The following is a 23,970-nucleotide window of genomic DNA, read 5'->3' on the forward strand; positions in this document are numbered from 1 at the left end:
TTCTGTCGTTGGCTCAGGCGGCTGCGAGGCCGAGATGGCGCTCCAGCCGTGACGGGTCGGCGAGGAGTTCGGCACTCCCCGCGGCGAGGACGATGCGGCCGCGCTCGAGCACGACCGCCTCGTCGGTGAGCTCCAGGATCTTGCGGGCATGCTGCTCGATCACGATCGCCGAGAGGCCCTCCTCGCGGACGAGGCGCTTCAGGGCGCGCAGCAACTCCTCGACGATGATCGGCGCCAGCCCCTCGGTCGGCTCGTCGAGCAACAGGAGCTTGGGATTGAGCATCAGCGCCCGGCCGATCGCCAGCATCTGCTGCTCGCCGCCGGAAAGCTGGTTACCCAGATTGCCCTTGCGCTCGGCGAGGCGCGGAAACATCGAAAAGACGCGCTCGGTCGTCCACGCGCCCGGCGTCGCCACGGCGGTCAGGTTCTCCAGCACGGTCAGTGATTTGAAGATATTGCGCTCCTGCGGCACCCAGCCGATGCCGGCATGCGCGCGCTGCTCGGGCGAGGCCGTGGTGAGGTCGCGCCCGGCGAGGACGATGCGGCCGCCGCGCCGGCGGGTGACGCCGATGATGCTGTTGACCAGCGTCGTCTTGCCGACCCCGTTGCGGCCGAGCAGCGCCAGCGAGCGCCCCTCGGCGAGCGAGAGATCGATGTCGAACAGCACCTGGGCTTCGCCATAGCCGGCGCTGAGGCGTTCGAGTTTCAGGAGCTCAGCCATGGCCATGCTCCCCGAGATAGGCGGCGCGGACAGCCGGATCATTGGCGATCTCGGCCGGCGTGCCGTCCGCGAGCAGGCGGCCATTGACCAGCACCGTGATCCGCGTCGCGAAGCGGAAGACGAGGTCCATGTCGTGCTCGATCAGCAGGACCGAGACATCCTCCGGCAGGCCGGCGACCGTCGCCATCAGCTCGCGCCGCTCGGCCTCTGGTACGCCCGCCGCCGGCTCGTCGAGCAGCAGCACGCTCGGCTTGGCGGCAAAAGCGGCGGCGATCTCGATCTGGCGCTGCTTGCCATAGGGCAAGGTCGCGATGCGCTCGTCCATGATGTCGTCGAGCTTGAAGCGGGCGAGGATTTCGGCCGTCTCGGCGACGAGCTCCTTATCCCTGTCGAGCGTACGCAAGAGCTGCCGGCCACGATCGAGCCGCTCTGAGATCACCAGCGCGATCATCTCGACCGGCGTCATCGTGGCGAAGAGCTGGTTGATCTGGAAGGTGCGCGCCAGTCCGCGCCCGACCCGCGCTTCGCGCGGCAGCGTGGTGATGTCCTCCCCCATAAGTTCGACCCGGCCTGAGCTTGGGCGCAGCACCCCAGTGAGCTGGTTGACGAAGGTGGTCTTGCCGGCGCCGTTCGGGCCGATCAGCGCGTGGCGCGCGCCCTTCGCCAGGGTGAAGTCGACATGGTCCGTCGCGGTGATGCCGCCGAAACTCTTGCAGAGATCGAAGGTCTGGAGCGCCACACTCATGTCGGCGACCTCCGGCCGAGGCCCCCGATCCGGCCGACCACAGCCTTGATCCCACCGTGGATCAGCTCGCGTCCGCCGAGCACGAACAGGACGAGGAACAGCCCGATCCAGAACATCCAGTATTGCGGCGTGAAGCTCGCGATCACGTCCTGCAGCAGCTTGAAGGCGACCGCGCCGATCAGCCCGCCATAGAGATAGCCGGCGCCGCCGATGATCAGCACCAGCATCAGGTCGGCCGAGCGATGGAAGGCGAGCACGTCGAGCGAGACAAACTGCGTGGTCTGGGCGAGCAAGGCACCCGCCGCCCCGGCATAGGCCGCCGCGAGCGTATAGACCGCAACCAGCCGCCAGTGCAGCGGCACGCCTGAGGCCGAGGCGCGCAGGGGATTGTCGCGGATCGCCCGCAACGACAGGCCGAAGGGCGAGCTCACGATGCGCCGCGCCAGCACGAACAACACGAACAGCACGGCGAGCGAATAGAGATAGGCGACGCTGCCGAAGATATCGAACTCGAACAGCCCCAGCACCGGCCCCATCATGATGCCCTGCAAGCCATCGGCACCGCCGGTGAGCCAGCCGAGCGAATTCGCCAGCTCCCCCAGGATCAGCGCGACGCCGAGCGTCACCATCAGCCGCGTCAGGTCGCTGCCGCGCAGGATCAGCGGGCTGGTGAGAAGCCCGAGTAGGCCAGCCGCACCCATGCCGACGGCAAGACCCGCGACCGGATCGGCGCTGGCGTGTTTGGCGAAGAGCCCGGCGGCATAGGCGCCGAAGCCGAAGAAGGCGGCATGCCCCAGCGAGACGATGCCGGCATAGCCGAGGATCAGGTCGAGCGAGAGCGCGAACAGCCCAAGGATCGCGATCTCGTTGAGAATCAGCAGCTGGCGCGGCAGCAGGAAGAAGGCCGCCAGCGCCAGGACCCAGAACACGATCTCGGCCGGATGCCAGCGCCGTGCGCCATAAAGCGAGCGCCGGACACGCGCCTCGATGCTCTCCCCGCTCATGCCCGTCCCCTGGCGAACAGGCCGTGCGGCCGCGTGATCAGCAGGACCACCATCAGCGCATAGATGATGAAGGCACCGAGCTGCGGCACCAGATACTTGCCAGCGACATCGGCGACCCCGAGCAGCATCGCCGCGAAGAACGGTCCGGAGATGGTCGAGGTGCCGCCGACCGTCACGACGATCAGGAAGTAGATCATGAACTTCAGCGGGAAGGTCGGGTCGAGCCCCATCAGCTCGATGCCAAGCGCGCCGCCGAGGCCGGCAAGCCCGGAACCAAACGCAAAGGTCAGCGCGAACAGCCGGTTGACGGGGATGCCCAGCCCACGCGCCACCCTGGCATCGTCGACCGCGGCCCGAAGCCGGCTGCCGAAGCGCGTATGGGTGAAGGCCCATTGCATCGCGAAGACGAGCGCGCCGCAGAGCAGGATGATGAAGAGCCGATAGCGCCCGACGCCGATCCCGGCGACGTCGAAGCGCCCGCTCAGCCATTCCGGCAGGTGCACGAATTGCTGGCTCGAGCCCATCAGATAGTCGGCGCCGGCGACCGCCATGAACACCAACCCGATCGAGAACATCACCTGGTCGAGATGGCTCTTGGCGTACATCGGCCGGTAGACCAGCCGCTCCAGCATCAGCCCCGCAAGCGCGGCGGCGAGGAAAGCCGCCGGCAAGGCCATCAGGAACGGCAGGCCGAGCCGCTGCATCGCCAGCACGGTGACATAGCCGCCGAACATGGCGAAGGCGCCGTGGGCGAGGTTGATGAAGTTCATCAACCCCATGGTCACGGACAGCCCGCAGGCCAGCACGAACAGGATCATGCCGTAGGCAACGCCGTCAAACAGGATGGTGAGCACGTCGGGTCCGCCCTGCCCGGCTTACTTCTTGGCCTTGGTCGGGTCCTTGACGTTCGGGATCGTCTCGAACTCCTGATTCCAGAGCTCACCGTTCACGCGCTCGACCTTGCGGATATAGACGTTCTGGATGATGTCGCGCGTCTCGGGATCGATCGAGATCGGCCCGCGCGGGCTCGTCCAGCTCATCCCCTTCATCGCGGTGACCAGAGCCTCGCCGCCTTCGCCCTTGGTCTTCTTCAGGCCTTCATAGAGCGCGTGCATGCCGTCATAGCCGCCGACCGCCATGAAGTTGGGGCGCAGGCCCGGATTGGCCTTCTTGAAGCCCTCGACGAAGGCCTTGTTCTCCGGGCTGTCATGCGAGGCCGAATAGTGCTGGGCGGTGATGACGCCGAGCGCGATGTCGCCCATGCCGTTGAGGATGTCGTCATCGGTCAGGTCGCCGGTGCCGATCAGCTTGATGCCGCTCTTGTCGAGGCCGCGCTCGACGAACTGCTTCATGAACTGGGCGCCGACGCCGGACGGCACGAACACCAGCAGCGCCTCCGGCTTGGCGTCGGCGACGCGTTGCAGGAAGGGCGAGAAGTCCGGGTTCTGCAGGGGCACGCGGATATTCTCGACCTGGCCACCGCCGGCCTTGAACGCCTCCGAGAACGAGCTCTCGACGTCATGGCCTGGGCCATAATCTGAGACGATGGTGATGACGCGCTTGGTACCCTGCTTGGCGATCCAGGTGCCGAAGGGCGAACCGATCTGCGGCACGACCTGGCTGGTGCGCACGATGAAGGGCGAGCGCTCGGTGATGATGCCGGTCGCCGCCGCCATCACCACCATCGGCGTCTTGGCCTGCGTCGCCAGCGGGGCGGTGGCCAGCGCCAGCGGCGTCAGGCCGAAGCCGGCAATCGCGGTGACCTTGTCGTTGACGATCAGCTCCTGCGCGATGCGGCGGGTGACGTCGGCAGTGCCGGTGTCGTCCTTGACGATCAGCTCGACCTTCTTGCCGGCGACGGTCGCACCCTTCTCCTGAATGTAGAGATTGGCGGCCGCGGCGATCTGCCGTCCGGTCGAGGCGAAGGGGCCGGTCATCGGCAGGATCAGGCCGATCTTGACCGCATCCTGCGCCAGAGCCGCGCCGCTGACCGAAGCGGCCAGCGCAAGGCCGAGCATTCCTTTGAGAACAGTCCTGCGAATGGTCATGTCGTTCCTCCCGAGTGTTTAGCCGAGCCCCTTGCCGGGGCCTTCCTTGGATTATTCGCCTTCGTCGTCGCGATAGACGAGGCCCGCTTTGGCCAGGCCGTCGCGCATAGCGTACATGTCCAGCCCCAGTTCGCCAGCAGCCAGGCGTCTACGCTTTTCGTCTTCATTGGCCTCGCGCTTGCGGCCGGCGGCTGCCACCGCCTCCGCATCGCCTCGCGGTACCACCACCACCCCGTCATCGTCGGCGACGATCACGTCGCCGGGATGGATGAGCGCCCCGGCGCAGACCACCGGGACGTTGACCGAGCCGAGGGTCGCCTTGACCGTGCCCTTGGCCGAGATCGCCCGCGACCAGACCGGAAACCCCATTTCGGTCAGCGTGCGCACGTCACGCACCCCGGCGTCGATGACGAGGCCGATGCCGCCGCGCGCCTTCAGCGAGGTCGCCAGCAGGTCGCCGAACATGCCATCGGTGTTGTCGGCGGTGCAGGCGACGACGAGCACGTCGCCCGGCTGCACCTGCTCGATCGCGACGTGGATCATCCAGTTGTCGCCGGGCTGGGCCAGCACTGTCACGGCCCCGCCGGCGATCTGCGCGCCGGCATAGATCGGCCGCATATAGGGTTTCAGCAGGCCGCTCCGGCCCATCGCCTCATGCGTGGTGGAGACGCCGAGCGCGGCGAGATCGGCTATTGCCGCGGCCGGGGCACGCTTCTTCGTGCGGATGACGACAGGGTTCATGCCAGCGCCTCCAGCGCTTCCGGGAAGAGGCGCTGATAGGCCTCGCCATAGGTCATCGCCTTGCCGGAATTGCGTCCGCCCTGCATGCCGCGGTTCAGCGCGACGCGGGTGTAGTATTCCCAGAGATGCTTCTGCGCCGCGAGGATCTCGAACGCCTTGCGCTTCTGCTCCCAGACCTCGTCGATGTTGAGGATGACGTTCGGCTTGAAATTGCACTGCTCGGGCTGGTGCGGCTCGAACAGGAAGACCGGCGGCGCGGCATAGGCGCGATTGGGATCGGGCTTGTGGCCGGCCGCCTGCGCGATGATGCGGGCCTCCTGGGCGAAGCGCGTCGCCTCGGGATGGTCGACATTATAGGGGTCTTCGAGCGCATGGGTCAGCACGAAGCTCGGATTCAGCTCGTGGAAGATGTCGATGGCGCGCTCCAGCATCGGCTCGGTGGTGCGCAGCGGATAGTCGCCAGCATCCATGAACTCGATCTCGGCGCCGAGCGCCGTAGCAGCGGCTTCCGCCTCGTCGCGGCGCTGCGCCTTGACCTCAGTCATCTGCACGCCAGCCTTCTTCCAGGCGAATTGGCTCTCGCCGCGCTCGCCATAGGACAGGCAGAGGATCTTGACGCGCATGCCGCGCTTGGCGTGCAGCGCAATCGCTCCGCCGGCGCGCCAGACGAAATCGCCGGGATGGGCGGTGATGACCAGGCCTGTCTTCTGGGCGCTCATCGGATGCGCTCCTCTCTCACAATCTGCCGGCCGGCACGAAGGCCTGCCCCGCCATCAGGATACGGGCGGTGCGCAACAGCCCGGCCCGCTCGACCACCGGCTGCTCGGCCGTTCCACCGACCGTCAGCGTCACCGTGAACTCACCGGTCGGGTGCTCGACCGACAGCGTCCGCTCGCGTCCCTGCGGCATCACGACGACCGAAGCCGCAGGCGATCCCGGCAGCACGGCGGCGGTCGCGACCGTCACCGCCGCGAAGACGCCGATCGAGGCATGGCATTCATGCGGGATGAAGCTGCGGGTCGAGATCGCCCCGCCGGCCTGCGGCGGCGCGACCAGCGCGATCTTCGGCACGACCTTCCTGGCGACGTCGCCGAGATTCATCAGTGGTCCGGCGGCGAGACGGATGGCCTCGATCCGGGCCTTGAGCTCGGCATCCTCGTTGAGCTGATCGCGCGGCTCGTAACCCGTCCGCCCGACATCCGTAGCCCGCATTACGATCACCGGCATGCCATTGTCGATCAGCGTGCACGGCACGCCCTCGATCACGTCGACGACATTGCCGGTCGGCAACAACGATCCGCAGACCGAGCCTTCGGCATCGAGGAAGCCGATATCGATCGGCGCCGACGTCCCCGGCACGCCGTCGATGCGCGCGGAACCCTCCGCGCTCGCCTGCCCGTCCGGCGTGTCCATGGTGAGGTCGGCGATCGTTCCGGTGTTGATCGTCCTGACCCGCACGGTGGTGCGCGCACCGCTCGCCTTCACCAGACCGCGCGAAAGCGCGAACGGCCCGATCCCGGCGAGGATGTTGCCGCAATTCGGCGTAGTGTCGACAGAAGCTGTCTCGACGCCGACCTGCGCGAACAGGAAGTCGATATCACAGCCGGGCTCGCTCGAAGGCGAAACGATCGCGACCTTGCTGGTCAGAGGGTGAGCGCCGCCGAGCCCGTCGACCTGGCGCTTGTCTGGCGAGCCCATCACCGCCAGCAGTAAGGCGTCACGCGCGGCGATGTCTGCCGGCAGATCGTCGCGCAGGAAATAGGCGCCCTTGGAGGTGCCGCCGCGGATCAGCATGCAGGGGATGGCGAGCTGGCCCATCGCTTCACTCCGCCGCCTTGATGCCGGCGCGGGTGATCACGTCGCGCCAGAGCACGAGTTCCGAGCCGATCAGCTTGCCGAAACCCTCCGGCGTCTCCGGCCGGGCGATGGCGCCGTCCTTGGCCAGGGCCGCAGCGAAATCGGGCTGGCCGAGCAGTGCGTTGATTTCGCGGTTGAGCCGCTCGACGATAGGGCGCGGCGTGCGCGCCGGCGCCACCATCCCGTACCATTGCACCGCCTCGAAATCCGGCAGGCCGCCTTCTGACAGCGTCGGCAGGTCCGGCGCGAAGCCGACACGCTCGCGCGCGGCAACGCCGAGCACCCTGAGCTGGCCGCCTTCCGCCAGAGGCAGCACCGCCGGCCCGCCGGTCAGCGTGAACTGGATGTTGCCGGCGACGAGATCGTTCACCGAGGGCGCGGTGCCGCGATAGGGCACATGCGTCGCCTCGATGCCGGCGCGATGGCAGAAATAGGCGGTGGCGATATGGGCGGCGCTGCCCTGCCCGCCCGACGAATAGTTCAGCTTGCCGGGGTTCGCCTTGGCATAGGCGATGAACTCGCTGAGCGTCTTGGCCGGCAGCTTCGGATTGATTGCCAGGATGTTCGGCAGCATGGCGACGAGCGCGACCGGCTGGAAATCCTTGATCGGGTCATAGGGCACGTTCGGATAGAGCGAGGGCGCGAAGGCGAGCGTGCCGATATGGCCCATCATCAGCGTGTGCCCGTCGGGCTCGGACTTGGCGACCTGCCCCGAGGCCGTCATGCCGCCAGCGCCCGGCCGGTTCTCGATCACGAAGCCCTTGCCGGCAATGCTGCGCTCGAGCTTGTGGGCGATCAATCGCGCCAGCACGTCGGTGCTGCCGCCGGGCGTGAACGGCACGACGACCCGGATCAGCTGGCTCGGCCATTCCGGTTCGGCACGCGCCGGCGCCAGTCCAGTAAGGCCAGCAAGCCCGAGACCGGCGAGGACGGAGCGACGATCCAGCATCACCGGGCGCCCTCCTTGCGACGAACCCCGCGCAGCTGGGCGTCGGCGATCGCCTGGGCGAGGCCCGGATGGAGCCCCGCGACACCGAGCATCTCGGCCGCCTCGCGCATCTCGGCCGAGCGGCGCACGCCATGGGTGGCGACGCGCTCGCGCATGTCGGCGGCGAGTGCATGGAAGTCGATCGAGGGGAAGGTCGCGTGCAGGCTGGCGAAGACCGGGTCCTTGACGTCCCAGGCTTCGCAGGCGGCGGCGCAATCGACCATCAGCGCCTCCAGCCCCTTGATCACGATCGAGCGGCAGAGCTTCATCGCCGAGGCCCGGCCGTAGATATCAGAGACCGGCGTCAGGTTCATGCCGAGCCCGTTGAGCGCCTCGGATACGGCCTGCGCCTTGGGCCCGCCGGACAGGATCGCGACCTTGAGCCCGGGCTTCAGCACCGGCGCCATCACCGCGGCTTCGAGATAGTCGGCGCCGCTCGCGGTCACCGCCTGCGCGGCTCGCTGCTTGGTCGAAGGCGCGGCCGAGTTGACGTCGACGAATATCTGGCCGGGCTTCAGCCAGGCGGCCGCCTCACTCGCCACGGCTTCGGCGCGATCGGCGGTGACGGCCGAGAAGACAAAGGCTGCGCCCTGGCAGGCTTCCTGCGCCGAGGAAACACGGGTAACGCCAAGTTCCGCCGCGGCCGTCTCCAGGCGGCTGCCAGCCTCGCTGCCGAAAAGCAGGTCATAGGCGCGGATGGCGACGCCTTCATTGGCCAGCAGGCCGCGCGAAAAGGTCTGGCCGACCTCGCCGAAGCCGATGAAGGCGATCGCTGCCGTGTTGGCGCCTGCCATTGCTGGCCTCTCCTCGCGCGTTTCGTCCCGCCGCGAAGTTCGGCCAAAGCCATTCTGCCATCAAATGATAAGAATGCAGCGATTGATTACTTTTCTTCATCTCGTCGCGGCACAATGCTGCGCTTCAGCGCCTGGCTCAGCAGCCCGATCAGGTCGCGCGTCACCGGCCGCACCGGCACCGATTTGCGGGTGATGATGCCGAGCGTGCGGGTCACCGCCGGCGAGCGCAGGGGAACCGCGACGAGTTCGCCGGCATCGACGACGTCGAGCGCAAGCTGCGGCACCACCGCGTAGCCGATGCGCGAGCGCACCAGACTGACCGCCGTGACGACGCGCTGGACCTCGTAGCGCCAGGTCAGGCTCTCGCGCCGGGCGCCGAGCGCATCGTCGATCAGGATCCGGTTGCCGGTCTCGGCGCTGATCCGCACCAGCGGCTCGTCCTGCAACTGCGCCCAGGTCAGCGAAGCCGCCTGCGCCAGCGGCATCGAACGATGACTGACCAGCACGAAGGGCTCCTTGACGACCGGCTTCAGCTCCAGATCAAAGCGATTGGCGGCGACGATGGTGACGCCGAACTCGGCCTCGCCCGACTGGACCTTGTCGGCGATCTCGGAGGCGGAGTTGTCATGGATGCGGACGCCGACGCCGGGATGGCGCGCGGCGAAGGCAGCGATCACCGCCGGCATGCAATGGGCCGCCACCGTCGGCAGGCAGCCGAGCGAGACCTGCTCGTCACCCTCGCGCAGATCGACCTTGACCTCGTTGATGGCGAAGCCGAGGTCCTCGAAGATGCGACGCGCCCGTGGCAGCAATGTCGTGCCGGCGGCGGTCAACGAGACCTGACGCGTGGTGCGCAGGAAGAGCGGCGTTCCCAGCGATTCCTCAAGCTTGCGGATGCGGTGGCTGAGCGCCGTCTGCGACAGGTTGAGATGCGAGGCGGCCGCGCGGAAGCTACCGCGCTCCGCGATGCTGACGAAGGCCTGGAGTCCGAGAACGTCGACCCTCATCAGAGTCCCTGCCCCTTTGCCGCGATGAGATCGGCGAGGCGGACCAATTCCGCCAGCGTCGCGGCGCCCATCTTCCGCATCACCTGGCCGCGATGCACCTTCACGGTCACCTCGCTCAGGCCGAGATCGGCCGCGATCTGCTTGTTGAGCCGCCCTTGGGCGACGAAGGCGAGAACCTCCTTCTCCCGCACCGTCAGCGTCGCGAAGCGCTCCTTCAGCTCCGCGAGCGCCGCCTCGTCCCGCCACCTCGCCTCGTCCTTCTCGATCGCCATGCGCACGGCGTCGAGCAGGTCCTGCTCGCGGAACGGTTTCAGCAGGAACTCGACCGCGCCGGCCTTGATCGCCCGCACCGCCATCGGCACGTCGCCATGGCCGGTCAGGAAGACGATCGGGATCGGATCGTTCAGCGTGGCCAGCTCAGCCTGGAAATCCATACCGCTTGGGCCGGGCATCCTGACGTCGAGGACGAGGCAGGAGGGCGTATCGGGCCGCCGGGCCAGCGCGAACTCCCGCACCGAGGCAAAGCACGAAACGGCATAGCCGACCGAACGGAACAGGCTGTCGAGCCCCTCGCGGACGGAGACATCGTCGTCGACGACGAAGACGGTCGCTGGCTGCCTATCCATGCTGACGATCCGATGCCGCACTGCCCACCGGCAGGGTGAAGCCGAAGACCATGCCGCGCGGATGATTGACGGCGGCATAGATCGTCCCGCCATGCGCCTCGACGATCGAGCGGCTGATCGCCAGGCCCATGCCCATCCCGCCCGGCTTGGTCGAGTGGAAGGCCTCGAAGACCTGCTCGATCGCAGCCGGCGACAGGCTGACGCCGGTGTCGCGCACACTCACCGTGATCGCGCGGCCATCGCTGGCGGCGCCGACCAGCAGGTCGCGCGGCCCTGTCTCCAGCCCGCCCATCGCCTCGGCGGCATTGATCACCAAATTGAGCACCACCTGCTGGAGCTGGACCTTGTCGCCGAGCGGTTGCGGCAGATCGTCGGCCAGATCGGTCTGGAGCACCACGCGATTCCTGCGAAGCTCACCGCGGGTCAAGACGAGGACTTCCTCGATCAGGGCGACCAGATCGAGGAGATCGCGCGAGGGCGGAGCCTTGGCCACGAGGTTGCGCACGCGGCCGATCACCTCGCCGGCGCGGTCGGCATCCGCCACGACGCGCTGCAGCGCCTGCCGAGCCTCACCAGAATCGGGCGGCGTTGCCGCGAGCCAGTGCAGGGCGGCGTTGCCGTTGGCGGCGATCCCGGCGAGCGGCTGGCTGACCTCATGGGCTATCGAGGCGGTCAATTCGCCCATGGTAGTGACACGCGCCATATGGGCCAGCTCGGCCTGGGTCTGGCGAACTCGCGCCTCGGCCTCCTCGATCCGCAAGGCGAGGTAGGCGGTCGCGCCGATGGCGATCAGGCTCAGCGCTCCGTTCGCCAAGCCGGTTTCCTGGATCCCGCGCGGCGTCAGCAGATAGCTCAGCACCGTCAGCACGGCGCTGCCGGCGCCGAACGAGACGACCACGGCCGGCCGGTCGAACCTGACCGAGATCAGGATCACCGCGACATAGAGGACGGCGACCGCGATCTCCAGATTGGTGAAGGTGTCGCCGACGAAGATCGCGGCCATCGCCATGATCAGGCCGAGCCAGAGCCATGGTCTTTCGATGCGCATTCGCTCGCGATCGCGCATCATGCCTCGCCCTTCGCCGCCGGCCCGTCTGACCAATCTACCGGACAAGACAGGCCGATGGCCGCTCTGTCCAGTCCGGGCATCAACTCGGATTGTCCAGCGTGAACAGGTCGGCGTCCTCGTCATAGGCGAAGTATTCGCCATAGCGGGCCCAGTTCGTCACCGCCTTCAGCGTCGTCGCGGCATAGTCCTCCGACATATGGTCCTCGAGCTCGTCGCGGAAGCGCGGGGCCGGCGCCTTGTGGCTGGAGCGCTCGTCGAGCACGCGCCGGATATGGGCGGCGAGCGGCACATAGGCCGCGAGCTGCTGGGCGAAGAGGCGCTTGCGTCCGTCGACATCGGCGTCGGCGAAGCGTAAGCCGGCGGCAGTCAACCTGATGTCGCCGCCTTCGAGATCGGCGAAGCGCAGCAGCTGCAGCGTCTCGGCCACCGGGAAGAGATCGTCGATCTCCAGATGCAATTCGGCCGCGAGCGGCGGCAGATCGGCCTCGCCCCGATAGGGCGCGCCGGCGATCGTCTCGATCAGCCCCGCCATCAGATTGGTCGAGACCCGCGGCAGCGCCATGGCGATCCCGGTGCCGGGGAAGAAGCCGTCGCGCGCCGGCGTGCCCGCCTTCGCGGTCATGCGTGCATAGATGTCCTCGACCAAGGTGCGGAAGGCGGGATCGAGGCGGCCACGCGGCTGCGGCAGCTCGACCTTCAGCTCGGCGATGACGCGGCCGGGATTGGAGCCGAAGATCAGGATGCGATCGCACATCAGCACCGCTTCCTCGATATTATGCGTCACCATCAGGATCGCCTCGATCGGCATCCGGCTCTCGCACCAGAGGTCGAGCAGGTCGGTGCGCAGCGTCTCGGCGGTGAGGACATCGAGCGCCGAGAACGGCTCGTCCATCAGCAGCACCTTGGGATGCACCACCAGCGCACGCGCCAGGCCGACGCGCTGGCGCATGCCGCCGGAGAGTTCCTTCGGATAAGCGCTCTCGAAGCCGTCGAGGCCGATCAGGTCGATGGCGGCGAGCGCGCGCTTGCGCCGTTCGGCCGGCGCGACGCCCTGAGCCTCCAGCCCGAGCTCGACATTCTCCAGCACGCTCAGCCAGGGGAATAGCGCAAAGCTCTGGAACACCACGGCGACGCCCGAGCTCGGCCCGGTCACGGCCCGCCCCTCGAAGGTGACGGTGCCGCCGCTCGGCTGGATCAGCCCGGCTATCGCCCGCAGCAGCGTCGACTTGCCCGAGCCCGAGCGGCCGAGCAAGCCGACGATCTCGCCGGGCCTGAGCTCGACATCGACCTTGTCGAGGACGACCAGCGAGCCGGCCGTACCCTTGTCATAGCTCTGGCAGACCTCTTTGGCACTGACGAGCGGAGTGGCCTTCCCGGCCTTGAAATCGCGGGTCGCGATGATCTCGTTCATGGCGGCATCCTCCTGCGAAAAGGGTCAGTCGAGGCGCATCCGGCGCTCCGCCATCACATAGAACGGGCGCCAGAGCAGGCGGTTGAAGAGCGTGACGAAGAGCGACATGACGGCGATGCCGAGGACGACGCGCGGGAAGTCGCCGGCCTCGGTCGCATTGGCGATGTAGGCGCCAAGACCATAAGCCTCGAGCCTGGTGTCGCCCCAGCTCGCGACTTCGGCGACGATGCTGGCATTCCAGGAACCGCCGGACGCGGTCAGCGCACCGGTGACGTAATAGGGGAAGATCCCCGGCAGCATGACGCGCCGCCACCACGTCCACGAGCGCAACTGGTAGACGCTCGCCGCCTCGCGCAGATCGGTCGGGAAGGCGCTCGCCCCGGCGATGACGTTGAACAGGATGTACCATTGCGTGCCCAGCACCATCAGCGGCGAGAGCCAGATGTCGGGGCTGGCGCCAGTCGCGACGATGGTGATGACCGCGAAGGGGAACAGCACGTTCGCCGGGAAGGCTGCGAGGAACTGCGCCACCGGCTGGACGCGCTCCGCGACGGCCGGGCGCAGGCCGATCCAGACGCCGAGCGGGATCCAGATCACACTGGCGACGACGATCAGCAGGGTGACCCGCAGCAAGGTGACGAGGCCGCGCAGCAGCGGGTCCCAGGCATCAGACCAGGACAGGCTCTGCCCGAGATAGGCGATGGCGGTCCACATCGCCCAGGCGCCGATGGCGAAGATCAAGGCGAGCCAGGCCCGGTCGAGCATCGTGCTGGTACCCGCACTGACCTCACGGCGCGCCGGCTGCACACTACGGACGCGCACCAGCAGCAGCCGGCTACCCAGCCAGACAAGCGGAGCCGTCAGGCGCTTGAGCAGGCGGGTGCGCCGGGCGAGCGCATGCACCCAGGAACGCGGCTTCTGCTGGCCGGCGGTCTGCTCGAAGCGGAACTTGTCGGCCCAGGCGACGATCGGCCGGAACAACAGCTGGTCGTAGAGACCGATCACGATCGCCATCGCCAGCACCGCCCAGGCCACGGCGGTGAAATCCTGCTCCTTGATGGCGAGTGCCAGCCAGGAGCCGAGGCCCGGCAACTGCACGGTGGTATCGCCGACGGTGATCGCCTCGGACGCGACGACGAAGAACCAGCCGCCGGACATCGACATCATCGTGTTCCAGACCAGGCCGGGCATGGCGAAGGGTGCCTCCAGCCGCCAGAAGCGCTGCCAGGACGACAGCCCGAAGCTGCGGCTGACCTCGTCGAGATCGCGCGGGACCGTGCGCAGCGACTGGTAGAAGGAGAAGGCCATGTTCCAGGCCTGGCTGGTGAAGATCGCGAAGATCGAGGCGCATTCGGCGCCGAGCTGGCTGCCCGGGAACAACCCCATGAAGAAGGTGACGGTGAAGGTCAGGAAGCCCAGCACCGGCACCGACTGCAGGATGTCGAGCGCCGGAATGATCACCATCTCGGCGCGCCGGCTCTTGGCCGCCAGCGTCGCGATGGTGAAGGTGAAGACGAGCGAGGCGATGATCGCCGCGAACATCCTGACGGTCGTGCGCAGCGCATAGTCCGGCAGCAGCGCCGGATCGAGGACGACGGGCTCGGTGGCCAGGCCCGAGAGCGGCGCGCGCATCGCCGCCGCGCTGTGCAGCGCGAGGACGGCGAGCGCGGCCAGCAGCGCGAGTGCGGCGAGGTCATAGAGATTGGGCAGGACGCGGTTGCGCGCCAGGGTAGCGAGCGCGCTGCGCCCGGCCTCACGATTCGACAGAAACGCCATGGGAGCCTCGGCGGTAAGGAGGCGGCCGCGACCGGCGGCCAGACTTGCGGACGATGCGCTCTGCTCAGGCAGCGCGCCTGCGAGGTGAGCGACGACTGCCGTCCTCGTCACGGCACTCGCCACCCTCGCTGCGCCAGCGGCACTCGAGACGCCCATCCGTGGCACTGACCCGCCATTCCGCAACCAGAGCCCGCCGCCTCGGCATGGCCGCGTGCGGAAGCGTGCGGCTGCTCCGGCGAAGGCCGGGCCATCCCGGCGCCTGCATAGAGGCGGTTACAGAATGCCGAAATGCGACGACGTTGTTCATGGCCCACCTCTCCGATCCCGGTGGAGCCGTCCGAAGAATGAGCGGGGCACATGACGACGCGCGCCGCAGCGAGTGCTGCGCGCGATCGGTCGGCATGGCCACGTCCCTGCGACGGAAAGCCGGCTGTTTCGAAAGCGCTTCGCGGTCAGCGCCGCGAAGACGTCCGCTCTCTGCGCCCTGGAGCAGCCGCGATCAATCGGACGATGGGATCGCGGCCGATACCTTGGTATAGCGCTGCCGCCACGACCGGCGGCTCTGGATCAATCGGCGCGGCCGCGCGCCTCGACCGGCCATTGCGCCACGAGATCACCCCCGCGCACGACGTGCAGAACGTCGTGCAGATTGATCGTCGGATCGCAATGCGGGATCGTGCATTCGACGACCGTGCCGATCGGCAAGGTGCCCTGCCCTTCCGCGGGCAAGATGCGGCCGAACTCGTCGCCGCACCATTCGATCCGCCCGACCAGCTCGCCGGCCAGGAAAACGCGCGGCGGCGGGCCGTCGAGCGCAAAGCTCTTGCTGCCGCCATCGGTAATGGCGAAGCCGAGCGAGCTGTGCCCGATCACGGTAACGGCGATGCGCAGCGCCGGCTTGAATTCCGGGCCGCCGCGGCCATGCATGTCGACGCTGTCATAGGCTTCGTCCATGAAGACATAGGAGCCAGCCTGGATCTCGGTCAGCAGCTTGTCCTCGCCGTCGAGGAGATGGCTGCCGGTGCCGCCGCCCGAGACGATCTCCGGCGCGAAGCCTGCCTCGCGCAAAGCGTGGAGCATTGAGGCAAGCAACCGGCCCATCTCCTGGTTGGCGGCGCGGCGCGCGGCGAAGTCGTCGATATGCTGGACGCGGCCCTGATAGGCCTGGACGCCGCGATAGCGCAGTCCGTCCAGCCCGGAAACGAGCCTTGCCAGCTCGACCGCCTCGGCCGGCGTCGCAACGCCGCTTCGCTTCAACCCGACATCGAGATCAACCAGCACGTCGAAAGCCGTGCCATGTCGCTGCGCCGCCTCAGCATAAGCCGTCGCAAGATCGGCCCGATCGATCACGACGCCGATGCGCCCGCCAGCCGCCGCAGCGCGCGCCAGCGCGTCGATCTTGATCGGGCTGGCGATCGGGGCGCTGAGCAGGAGGTCGCGGACACCGCCCTCGAACAGCGCCAGCAATTCGCCCGGCTTGGCGCAGCAATTGCCGAGCGCTCCCGCCGCCATCTGCCGGCGGGTGATCTCGGCGCATTTATGCGATTTCGCATGCGGCCGGAGGTTGAGCCCGGCCTTGCGGCAGGTCTGCGCCATTAGCGCGATATTATGCTCGAACAGGTCGAGGTCGAGCACCGCCGCCGGTGTCTCCAAGCGCGCTCGGCTGCCTTGTTCGCCAACGAGTTTTTGGTTGAGCGCAGCCGCTCCGAACAGGGCCTTGCTCATGTCCTTGCCTCCGCAAGTGCGACGCGTCGGTGGGTCGTGGCGTCGCGATCGATGCTCACGCCATCGGCGGCAAAGACCACGCCATAGTCACACGCGGCCCCCTCCACCGTGACCTTCCCTTCCCGCAGGTCGTCTTCGACGCGGATTGGATCGCGCTGCAGCGCATCGCCATAGCCGCCGCCCCCTGCCCCGATCAGGCGGAAGACGTCGCCGGCGCGTGCGGTGAAACTCTCCATCGGCATGGTCGGCAGGCCCTGCTCCGTGCCGTCGGCGCGGATCAAGATGTGAGCGGAAGGCGCTCCAGGGCTGCCGCCCTCGAAGCCGAAGGGCGGGTGATCGCGGCGATCACCGCGCAGCACGAAGCGGATCGGCGCCAGAAAGCGGAACTCGCGGATGAAAGAGAGCCCGCCGCGGAACTCGCCCGGCCCGCCGGTATCGGGCACCAACCCATAGCGCAGCACCTCGACCGGCATGTCGGCCTCGATCATCTCGACCGGCTGGTTGGAGAGGTTGGCGGCAGGGTTGGAGATGCCCTCGATGCCGTCCTTGCCGGCGCGCGCACCCCAGGTGCCGACCACCATTTCGTTGAGCACGAAGGGGCATCCCTCATGCGTGCCACCGCCCGCCAGCAGATAGGGCCCGCCCTCGGAACCGCCCATGGCCCGTTCCGGCACGATCTGCGCCAGCGCCTGCATGATCGCATCGAAGACGCGATAGCCGACGACGCCGCGCGCGCCGCAGGCGGCGGGATAGCGCGGATTGACCAGGCAGCCCTCGGGCGCGCGGACCGTGATCGGCCGCAGATACCCCTCGCAATTCGGGATGTCCTGCTGCGACAGGCAGCGGATCGCACAGAAGGAGGCCGATTCCGGCAGCGAGATCGGGCAGTTGATCGAGGCCGCGACCTGCTCGGCCGTGCCGGTGAAGTCGATGTCGATCGTGTCGTCGGCGACGGTGACGGTCGCGACGATCGGCAGCGGCTGCGGGTTCTCGCCGACGCCGTCGATATAGTCGGTGGCGCGATAGACGCCGTTCGGCAAGGCCCGGATGACGTCGCGCATCATCGCCTCGGCATGGTCGTGCAGCGCGTCGATATAGGCGTCCAGCTCCTGCGCGCCGTAGCGGCCGATCAGCGTCTTCAGCCCCTCTTCCGCGACGTTGCACGCGGCGATCTGGGCGCGGATATCGCCGAGCACCTCGACCGGCGAGCGCGTGTTCGCCTCGAGGATGCGGAAGACCGCGTCGACCGGCTCACCGGCCTCGTAGAGCTTCAGCAGCGGCAGGCGCAGGCCTTCCTGCTGGATTTCGGTCGCATAGATCGCGACGCTGCCGGGCACGATGCCGCCGAGATCAGTGTGATGCGCCACCGTGGCGGCAAAACCCGAGAGTCGCCCGGCGACGAAGATCGGCTTCAGGATGTAGATGTCAGGCAGATGCTGGCCGCCCGAGCCATAGGGGTCGTTGGCGATCAGCACATCGCCCGGTTTCAGCCCGTCGCCATAGCGCTCTCTAACGAAGCCCATGATGCGCGGGAAGGAGCAGAGCTGGATCGGCAGGGTCAGGCCCTGCGCGATCACCCGGCCCTTGGCGTCGCAGAGCGCGGTCGAATAATCCATGATGTCGCGGACCACAGGCGAATAGGCCGAGCGCATCACGATCAGCGCCATCTCGTCCGCCGTCGAGGCCAGCGCGTTGCGGATCACTTCGAGGGTGATCGGGTCGATCTCGCACATGCTCATGCGGCCTCCAGGGCGATGTCGATATTGCCGGCCTCGTCGAGCCGCGCGCTCTGGCCGGGGCCGACCACGCAGGTGCAGTCGTATTCCTCGATGACGAAGGGCCCGCGCCGCGCCGTAGCATCGAGGTCGGCCCGGCCGATCACGGCGATCGAGGCAGCCGGCCCACTGGCGTTGAAGGAGACGGTCCGGTCCGCCCGCCGCATCGGCGCTTCGGCCGCGAACTGATGGCGCGGGGCGATCAGCGGCAGGCGCGCCGTCAGGCGGGCGTTGACGAGATGGACCGCATCCTTCTGCGAGCGATGGCCATAGGTGCGCTCGTGCTCGCGGTGGAACAGCTCGCTGAGCTCGGCGAGGTCGAAGCGTTTCGCCGGTACGGTCAGTTCATAGGCCTGGCCGACATAGCGCAGGTCGGCGGCATAGCGGAATTCCGCCTGCGCGAGATCGTAGCCTTCGAGCGCGAGGATACGGCTGGCATCGGCGCCGAGTTCGGCGAAGAGCTGTTCCAGCCCGGCATCGTCGAGTTCCCCTGCCCGCCGCCGCGACGGCCGCACGAACTCCTGCTCGACATCGGAACGCAGCAGGCCGAGCGCACTGAAGACGCCGGCGGCGCGCGGGACGATGACGCGCCGGATGCCGAGCGCCATCGCGACCTCGGCTGCAACCACCGGCCCGTTGCCGCCGAAGGCGACCAGGGTCGCCTGGCGCGGATCGCGGCCGCGATAGGTCGAGACCGCCTTGACCGCCCGCGTCATGGTGGTGACCGCGAGCGTCAGCACGCCGCGCGCCGTCTGCTGGAGGTCGAGACCGAGCGGGCGGGCGACCTGGTCGTTCAGCGCGGCGCGACCGGCATCGGCTTGCAGAGGGAAGCTGCCGCCGGCGAGCGCGATGTCGTTGATGTAGCCCAGCGTCAGGAAGGCGTCTGTCAGCGTCGCCTGCTTGCCGCCGAGCCCGTAGCAGACCGGCCCCGGCCAGGCGCCGGCGCTCTGCGGGCCGACCGAGACCTGGTTCATCCGGTCGATCGCGACGATGCTGCCACCGCCGGCCCCGATCTCGGAGACGTCGATGAAGGGCATCTTGATCGGATAGCCGCCGCCCTTGACCAGCTTGCTCGACAGGTTGATGCCGGCGCCGACCTCGTATTCGGTGGTGCGGGCCGGTTCGCCGTGCTCGATCAGAGCCGCCTTGGCGGTGGTGCCGCCCATGTCGAAGGAGATGATGCTCGGCTCGTCACCGCCTGAGACCAATCGCGCACAGGCGATGACGCCCGCGGCCGGACCGGATTCGACCAGCGAAGCCGCCCGCTTCACCGCCGAGCCCAGCCGCATGATACCGCCGCCGGAATGCATCATCTCGACCTGGCAGCCGACGCCGATCGAGGCGAGCCGTGCCGTCAGCGCACTGGCATAGTTGCGCACGACCGGGCCGATATAGGCGTTCACCACCACGGTCGAGGTCCGCTCGTATTCGCGGATCTCCGGCAGGATCTCCGAGCCGCGGCAGATATAGACGGCCTCGCCGAGCTCAGCCCGCAGGATCTCCTCGGCCTCGATCTCGTGCTGCGGATTGGCGTAGGCGTGCAGGAAGCTGATCGCGACAGCCTCAACGCCCTCCTCGCGGAAGCGCTGCGCCGCCGCGACGACATCCTCGCGAGAGAGCGGCACACGCACGGAACCATCGGGGCCGAGCCGCTCATTGACCTCGAGGCGCAGGCGCCGCGCCGCCAGCGGCTTCGGCTTGTCGTATTGCAGGTCGTAGAGCACAGGGATGCGCAGGCGGCGCATCTCGAGCACGTCGCGGAAGCCTGCGGTCGTCAGGAGACCCGTGCGGGCACCCTTGTATTCGAGGATGGCGTTGGTCGCGACCGTCGTCGCATGGACGATGCCGGTGATGCGGTCGGGCGTGGTCTGGTAATCCTCGACCAGCGCCTTCAGCGCCTGGGCGATGCCGCGGCTGTAATCGTCCGGGGTCGAGGGCACCTTGCGGGTCTCGATCAGCCCGTCATCGCGCGCGACCACGACATCGGTGAAGGTGCCGCCAATGTCGATGCCGATCCGGTAGCTATGCTGCGCCATGGATGTCTTCCCGGGGTTCTGGAGCCGCCGCGCCGGCACGGACCGGCAACGGCGTGCGCCGGCCGGCGAGGCCTTTCGGCACGGCGGCGATGAGGGCTTGGGTGTAGGGGTGCTGCGGCCGGTCGAGCACATCGAGGCAGGGCCCCTGCTCGACGATCGTCCCTTTCCGCATCACGACGATGCGGCTGCACAGCGTGCGCACCAGAGCAAGGTCATGGCTGATGAAGAGCAGCGTCAGGCCGAGCTCGCTGGTCAGGCGCGAGAGCAGGTTGATCACCTGCGCCTGCAGGGAGACGTCGAGCGCCGAGACCGGCTCGTCGGCGATCAGCACCTCCGGCTTCATCGCCAGCGCCCGCGCCAGGCCGATGCGCTGGCGCTGACCGCCAGAGAGTTCATGCGGCAGACGCGGCCCGATCTCGGGACCGAGCCCGACCAGCGTCAGCAGGTCTGTGATCTCGCTGTCGCGCTGCGTCTTGGGCACGCCGCACAGCGCCAGCGTCTCGCCGAGGCAACGCGCCACGCTCTTGCGCGGGTTCAGCGCACTGCTCGAATCCTGGAAGACCATCTGCACCCGCCGGCGCCACGGCCCGGCATGGTCGCGCATCAGTTCCGACATCGGCGCGCCGTCGAGCAGCACCTCTCCGGACGTCGGCTTCGCCAATCCGACCGCAAGACCGGCCAGGGTCGACTTGCCGGAGCCGCTCTCGCCGACGATACCGACGACATCGCCACGCATGACGTCGAGGCTGACATCGTCGAGCGCGACGAGCCGGCTGTCGCGCCCGAGCAGGCGGTCGAACAGCCCGCCTTGCGGGAAGGATTTCGAGACGCCGCGCAGCGACAGGATCGGGCCGGTCATCGCGGCCTCCAGCAGGCGGTGCGGTGCCCGGCTTCGGCGATGAGCGCCGGCATCTCACTGGCGCAGGACTCTATGGCGTCGGGGCAGCGTGGCGAGAAGGGGCAGCCTGCCGGCAGGCGTCCGAGCCGCGGCGGCGCGCCCTCGATCGCGGTGAGCGGGCCGACCGGGCCGGAGAGGCTGGGCACGCAGGCCTTGAGCAAACCGGTATAGGGATGGCGCGGCGCGCGCTCGATCGCCTCCACCGGCCCGTCCTCGACGACCTTGCCGCCATACATGACGACGACGCGGTCGACGATCTCGGCGACGAGCTGGAGGTTGTGCGAGATGAAGACGACGGCGAGGCCGAGCTCCCGGCGCAGCTCTGCGATCAGGTCGACGATCTGGGCCTGCACGGTGACGTCGAGCGCGGTGGTCGGCTCGTCGGCTATCAGCAGGCGCGGCCGGCAGGCGATCGCCATGGCGATCAAAGCGCGCTGGCGCATGCCGCCGGAGAATTCATGCGGATAGGAGGCGAGGCGCCGGCCGGCCTCGCGGATGCCGACGCGCTCGAGCGCCTCCGCCGCGATGCGCCTGGCTTCGGCCGACGAGACGCCACGATGGGCACGAACCACATCGGTGATCTGGCGGCCGATGGTCAGCGCCGGGTTGAGCGAGCTCTGCGGGTCCTGGAAGACCATGGCAATGTCGCGCCCGCGCAGCGCCCGCATCCGCTTCTCATCGGCGGCGAGCAAATCCTCGCCGTCGAAGAGCACCCGCCCGCCGGTGGCCCGCGCCGGCGCGCCGAGCAGGCGCATCACCGCCAGCATGCTGAGGCTCTTGCCCGAGCCGGATTCGCCGACGATGCCGACGGCCTCACCCGGCGCGACGGAAAAATCGACGCCCCGCACCGCCTCGATCATGCCGCCATCGGCCGAGCGGAAGCCGACGCGCAGGCCCTCGACGCTGAGCAAAGCCGGGCTCATGCGACCAGCGTCCTGGCTTCGCTGCGCGGGTCGAACAGCTCGCGCACCGCGTCGCCGAGCAGGTTGAAGCCGATCACCGTCAGCGAGATGGCAAGGCCCGGAAAGACCGGCAGCCACCATTCGCCGGAATAGATCGCGCTGCGGGCATCGGAGAGCATGGTGCCCCAGCTCGGCTGTGGCGGCTGCACGCCGAGGCCAACGAAGCTGATCGAGGCCTCGATGACGATGCCGATCGCGACCAGAAGCGTGCCCTGCACGATGATCGGCGACAGGCAGTTCGGCAGCACGTCGCCGACGACGATCTGCCAGTGCGAGGCGCCCTGCAGGAAGCGGGCGCGGACATAGTCGGCCCCGGCGATGCGCCTGGCCACCGCATAGGTGACGCGGGCGAAGACCGGCGAGAACAGGCCGCCGACGAGGACGACGATCTTGACCTCGTTCGGCAAGAGCAGCGGCCCGACTGGCAATGGGCCGACACCAAGGATGCCGACGATCGCGATCGCCCAGACCAGCAGCGGGATCGAGGCGACGCCGTCGACGATACGCATCACGACCTGCTCGCCGAGCCCGCCCTTGTAGGCGGCGAAGATCCCGGCGGAGACGCCGATCAGGGCACCGATCAACACCGCGCCGATCCCCACCGAAAGCGAGGCGCGCGCGCCGAACAGGATGCGGCTGAGGACATCGCGGCCGCCCTGGTCGGTGCCGAGCCAATGGCTGGCATCGGGCGCGACCAGCCTGTCCTCGATGTTGAGCGCGAGCGGGTCATAGGGCGCGATCAGCGGCGCGAAGATCGCGGCGAGCACGATCAGCCCGACGATGCCGGCGCCTAACCAACCGCTCCAGTCGAGGCCATCGAGGGCTTTGCGCAGGCCGCTCATGCCGCCGCCCTCTGGCGCGGATCGAGCACGCGGTTGATCAGGTCGGCGCCGAGATTGGCGAAGACGAAGATCGCGGTGAACAGGAAGACGATGCCCTGCAGCAAGAGGAAGTCGCGCTGCGAGATCGCGTTCAGCAGGGCGCGCGACAGGCCGGGGATGTTGAAGACCTGCTCGATGATCAGAGCCCAGCCGAACATGTAGCCGAAGGAGAGCGCCGCGAGATTGACCACCGGCGGCAGCGCGTTGACCAGCGCGTAGAACACCACCTGGCGCGAGGAGAGGCCCATGGCACGGGCAGTGCGGACATAGTCCCCGCGCAAGGTCTCCTGCAGGCTGGCCTGCGTCATCCGCGCCAGCACGGCGATGTAGTAGACCGCGAGCGAGAGCGAGGGCATCAGGATGCTCTGCAGGTGCAGCGTGAGGCCGGCCGAGAGCGGGACATAGCCGCCGGGCGGCAACAGGCGCAGATCGACCGCGAGGAAGCGGATCAGCACGATGCCGAGCCAGAAGGCCGGGATCGACAGGCCGAGCACCGAGGCGAAGCGGCTGACCCGGTCGAAGGCGCCGCCGGGCTTGAGCGCGGAAAGCACGCCGATGCCGATGCCGAGGACGAGCGCGATCAGGAAGGCGAAGAGCACGATCGCCAGCGTCACCGGCAACGCATTGGCGATCTCGGCCGCGACGTCGCGGCCGGTGACGAAGGACTTGCCGAAATCCCCGCGCGTGACGTCGCCGAGCCAGGCGGCGTATTGCGAGAGGAAGGACCGGTCGAGGCCGTGCGCCTGCTCGAACTGCGCGATCTGCTCGACCGTCGCATCGGCCCCGAGCACGATCCGGGCCGGGGAGCCCGGACCGGAGCGCGTCAGCGCGAAGAGCGCGAGACCGACGAAGAGCAACGTGCCAATCGAGGAGACGATACGGCCTGCCACCAGGCGGAGCATGAGC

The 23,970-nt window shown here is 68.2% G+C and carries 22 protein-coding genes; all 22 read right to left on the reverse strand.

Annotated features, from left to right (window positions below; genetic code table 11):
* Positions 1 to 13: 13 nt before the first annotated feature.
* Positions 14 to 721: an ABC transporter ATP-binding protein gene (locus VGV58_RS20310; RefSeq protein WP_326875831.1), complete on the reverse strand. Its 708-nt coding sequence runs from the start codon at positions 719 to 721 to the stop codon at positions 14 to 16.
* The gene (locus VGV58_RS20315) at positions 714 to 1,466 is read right to left on the reverse strand and encodes an ABC transporter ATP-binding protein (protein WP_326875832.1); all 753 of its coding nucleotides are present in this window, start codon (positions 1,464 to 1,466) and stop codon (positions 714 to 716) included. The genes VGV58_RS20310 and VGV58_RS20315 overlap by 8 nt, the downstream gene beginning before the upstream one ends.
* Complete coding sequence (locus VGV58_RS20320) at positions 1,463 to 2,470, reverse strand: branched-chain amino acid ABC transporter permease (protein ID WP_326875833.1); 1,008 nt, start codon at positions 2,468 to 2,470, stop codon at positions 1,463 to 1,465. Before VGV58_RS20320 ends, VGV58_RS20315 begins: the two co-directional genes overlap by 4 nt.
* Positions 2,467 to 3,324 carry a branched-chain amino acid ABC transporter permease gene (locus VGV58_RS20325; protein WP_326875834.1) on the reverse strand — a complete coding sequence of 286 codons (858 nt, stop codon included), beginning with the start codon at positions 3,322 to 3,324 and terminating at the stop codon, positions 2,467 to 2,469. The genes VGV58_RS20320 and VGV58_RS20325 overlap by 4 nt, the downstream gene beginning before the upstream one ends.
* Positions 3,325 to 3,345: 21 nt before the next feature.
* Positions 3,346 to 4,518, reverse strand: a complete 1,173-nt coding sequence (locus tag VGV58_RS20330; RefSeq protein ID WP_326875835.1) for an ABC transporter substrate-binding protein — start codon at positions 4,516 to 4,518, stop codon at positions 3,346 to 3,348.
* 51 nt (positions 4,519 to 4,569) lie between these two features.
* Complete coding sequence (locus tag VGV58_RS20335) at positions 4,570 to 5,259, reverse strand: 4-carboxy-4-hydroxy-2-oxoadipate aldolase/oxaloacetate decarboxylase (RefSeq protein WP_326875836.1); 690 nt, start codon at positions 5,257 to 5,259, stop codon at positions 4,570 to 4,572.
* Positions 5,256 to 5,978, reverse strand: a complete 723-nt coding sequence (locus VGV58_RS20340) for a PIG-L deacetylase family protein (protein WP_326875837.1) — start codon at positions 5,976 to 5,978, stop codon at positions 5,256 to 5,258. Before VGV58_RS20340 ends, VGV58_RS20335 begins: the two co-directional genes overlap by 4 nt.
* Before the next feature lie 16 nt (positions 5,979 to 5,994).
* Positions 5,995 to 7,077, reverse strand: coding sequence for a 4-oxalomesaconate tautomerase (locus VGV58_RS20345; RefSeq protein ID WP_326875838.1), 1,083 nt, complete (start codon positions 7,075 to 7,077; stop codon positions 5,995 to 5,997).
* A gap of 4 nt (positions 7,078 to 7,081) precedes the next feature.
* The gene (locus tag VGV58_RS20350; protein WP_326875839.1) at positions 7,082 to 8,065 is read right to left on the reverse strand and encodes a Bug family tripartite tricarboxylate transporter substrate binding protein; all 984 of its coding nucleotides are present in this window, start codon (positions 8,063 to 8,065) and stop codon (positions 7,082 to 7,084) included.
* Positions 8,065 to 8,898 (reverse strand): NAD(P)-dependent oxidoreductase, encoded by an 834-nt coding sequence (locus VGV58_RS20355; RefSeq protein ID WP_326875840.1) that lies wholly within the window; start codon positions 8,896 to 8,898, stop codon positions 8,065 to 8,067. Before VGV58_RS20355 ends, VGV58_RS20350 begins: the two co-directional genes overlap by 1 nt.
* Before the next feature lie 86 nt (positions 8,899 to 8,984).
* On the reverse strand, positions 8,985 to 9,905 hold the full coding sequence (locus VGV58_RS20360) for a LysR family transcriptional regulator (RefSeq protein ID WP_326875841.1): 921 nt from the start codon (positions 9,903 to 9,905) through the stop codon (positions 8,985 to 8,987).
* Positions 9,905 to 10,531, reverse strand: coding sequence for a response regulator transcription factor (locus tag VGV58_RS20365; protein ID WP_326875842.1), 627 nt, complete (start codon positions 10,529 to 10,531; stop codon positions 9,905 to 9,907). Before VGV58_RS20365 ends, VGV58_RS20360 begins: the two co-directional genes overlap by 1 nt.
* On the reverse strand, positions 10,524 to 11,579 hold the full coding sequence (locus VGV58_RS20370) for a sensor histidine kinase (RefSeq protein ID WP_326875843.1): 1,056 nt from the start codon (positions 11,577 to 11,579) through the stop codon (positions 10,524 to 10,526). The genes VGV58_RS20365 and VGV58_RS20370 overlap by 8 nt, the downstream gene beginning before the upstream one ends.
* Before the next feature lie 100 nt (positions 11,580 to 11,679).
* Positions 11,680 to 13,011: an ABC transporter ATP-binding protein gene (locus tag VGV58_RS20375; RefSeq protein ID WP_326875844.1), complete on the reverse strand. Its 1,332-nt coding sequence runs from the start codon at positions 13,009 to 13,011 to the stop codon at positions 11,680 to 11,682.
* A gap of 24 nt (positions 13,012 to 13,035) precedes the next feature.
* Entirely contained in the window at positions 13,036 to 14,787 is a 1,752-nt protein-coding gene (locus VGV58_RS20380; RefSeq protein WP_326875845.1) for an ABC transporter permease, read from the reverse strand.
* 567 nt (positions 14,788 to 15,354) lie between these two features.
* Positions 15,355 to 16,512, reverse strand: a complete 1,158-nt coding sequence (locus VGV58_RS20385) for a DSD1 family PLP-dependent enzyme (protein WP_326875846.1) — start codon at positions 16,510 to 16,512, stop codon at positions 15,355 to 15,357.
* Positions 16,509 to 18,251: a hydantoinase B/oxoprolinase family protein gene (locus VGV58_RS20390; protein WP_326875847.1), complete on the reverse strand. Its 1,743-nt coding sequence runs from the start codon at positions 18,249 to 18,251 to the stop codon at positions 16,509 to 16,511. The genes VGV58_RS20385 and VGV58_RS20390 overlap by 4 nt, the downstream gene beginning before the upstream one ends.
* A complete protein-coding gene (locus tag VGV58_RS20395; protein ID WP_326875848.1) occupies positions 18,248 to 20,323 on the reverse strand; it encodes a hydantoinase/oxoprolinase family protein in 2,076 nt (691 codons plus the stop codon). Before VGV58_RS20395 ends, VGV58_RS20390 begins: the two co-directional genes overlap by 4 nt.
* On the reverse strand, positions 20,310 to 21,182 hold the full coding sequence (locus VGV58_RS20400; RefSeq protein WP_326875849.1) for an ATP-binding cassette domain-containing protein: 873 nt from the start codon (positions 21,180 to 21,182) through the stop codon (positions 20,310 to 20,312). The genes VGV58_RS20395 and VGV58_RS20400 overlap by 14 nt, the downstream gene beginning before the upstream one ends.
* A complete protein-coding gene (locus tag VGV58_RS20405; protein ID WP_326875850.1) occupies positions 21,179 to 22,144 on the reverse strand; it encodes an ABC transporter ATP-binding protein in 966 nt (321 codons plus the stop codon). The genes VGV58_RS20400 and VGV58_RS20405 overlap by 4 nt, the downstream gene beginning before the upstream one ends.
* A complete protein-coding gene (locus VGV58_RS20410) occupies positions 22,141 to 23,025 on the reverse strand; it encodes an ABC transporter permease (RefSeq protein ID WP_326875851.1) in 885 nt (294 codons plus the stop codon). Before VGV58_RS20410 ends, VGV58_RS20405 begins: the two co-directional genes overlap by 4 nt.
* Positions 23,022 to 23,966 (reverse strand): ABC transporter permease, encoded by a 945-nt coding sequence (locus tag VGV58_RS20415; protein WP_326875852.1) that lies wholly within the window; start codon positions 23,964 to 23,966, stop codon positions 23,022 to 23,024. The genes VGV58_RS20410 and VGV58_RS20415 overlap by 4 nt, the downstream gene beginning before the upstream one ends.
* Positions 23,967 to 23,970: the final 4 nt, after the last annotated feature.

Origin of the sequence: Allobosea sp. (genome assembly GCF_035944895.1) — a bacterium.
Taxonomy (GTDB): domain Bacteria; phylum Pseudomonadota; class Alphaproteobacteria; order Rhizobiales; family Beijerinckiaceae; genus Allobosea.

Coding starts and splice junctions, on each gene's coding strand:
- VGV58_RS20310 (WP_326875831.1), bottom strand. CDS start 721: ATGGCTGAGCTCCTGAAACTCGAACGCCTCAGCGCCGGCTATGGCGAA.
- VGV58_RS20315 (WP_326875832.1), bottom strand. CDS start 1,466: ATGAGTGTGGCGCTCCAGACCTTCGATCTCTGCAAGAGTTTCGGCGGC.
- VGV58_RS20320 (WP_326875833.1), bottom strand. CDS start 2,470: ATGAGCGGGGAGAGCATCGAGGCGCGTGTCCGGCGCTCGCTTTATGGC.
- VGV58_RS20330 (WP_326875835.1), bottom strand. CDS start 4,518: ATGACCATTCGCAGGACTGTTCTCAAAGGAATGCTCGGCCTTGCGCTG.
- VGV58_RS20335 (WP_326875836.1), bottom strand. CDS start 5,259: ATGAACCCTGTCGTCATCCGCACGAAGAAGCGTGCCCCGGCCGCGGCA.
- VGV58_RS20340 (WP_326875837.1), bottom strand. CDS start 5,978: ATGAGCGCCCAGAAGACAGGCCTGGTCATCACCGCCCATCCCGGCGAT.
- VGV58_RS20345 (WP_326875838.1), bottom strand. CDS start 7,077: ATGGGCCAGCTCGCCATCCCCTGCATGCTGATCCGCGGCGGCACCTCC.
- VGV58_RS20350 (WP_326875839.1), bottom strand. CDS start 8,065: ATGCTGGATCGTCGCTCCGTCCTCGCCGGTCTCGGGCTTGCTGGCCTT.
- VGV58_RS20355 (WP_326875840.1), bottom strand. CDS start 8,898: ATGGCAGGCGCCAACACGGCAGCGATCGCCTTCATCGGCTTCGGCGAG.
- VGV58_RS20360 (WP_326875841.1), bottom strand. CDS start 9,905: ATGAGGGTCGACGTTCTCGGACTCCAGGCCTTCGTCAGCATCGCGGAG.
- VGV58_RS20365 (WP_326875842.1), bottom strand. CDS start 10,531: ATGGATAGGCAGCCAGCGACCGTCTTCGTCGTCGACGACGATGTCTCC.
- VGV58_RS20370 (WP_326875843.1), bottom strand. CDS start 11,579: ATGCGCATCGAAAGACCATGGCTCTGGCTCGGCCTGATCATGGCGATG.
- VGV58_RS20375 (WP_326875844.1), bottom strand. CDS start 13,011: ATGAACGAGATCATCGCGACCCGCGATTTCAAGGCCGGGAAGGCCACT.
- VGV58_RS20380 (WP_326875845.1), bottom strand. CDS start 14,787: ATGGCGTTTCTGTCGAATCGTGAGGCCGGGCGCAGCGCGCTCGCTACC.
- VGV58_RS20385 (WP_326875846.1), bottom strand. CDS start 16,512: ATGAGCAAGGCCCTGTTCGGAGCGGCTGCGCTCAACCAAAAACTCGTT.
- VGV58_RS20390 (WP_326875847.1), bottom strand. CDS start 18,251: ATGAGCATGTGCGAGATCGACCCGATCACCCTCGAAGTGATCCGCAAC.
- VGV58_RS20395 (WP_326875848.1), bottom strand. CDS start 20,323: ATGGCGCAGCATAGCTACCGGATCGGCATCGACATTGGCGGCACCTTC.
- VGV58_RS20400 (WP_326875849.1), bottom strand. CDS start 21,182: ATGACCGGCCCGATCCTGTCGCTGCGCGGCGTCTCGAAATCCTTCCCG.
- VGV58_RS20405 (WP_326875850.1), bottom strand. CDS start 22,144: ATGAGCCCGGCTTTGCTCAGCGTCGAGGGCCTGCGCGTCGGCTTCCGC.
- VGV58_RS20410 (WP_326875851.1), bottom strand. CDS start 23,025: ATGAGCGGCCTGCGCAAAGCCCTCGATGGCCTCGACTGGAGCGGTTGG.
- VGV58_RS20415 (WP_326875852.1), bottom strand. CDS start 23,966: ATGCTCCGCCTGGTGGCAGGCCGTATCGTCTCCTCGATTGGCACGTTG.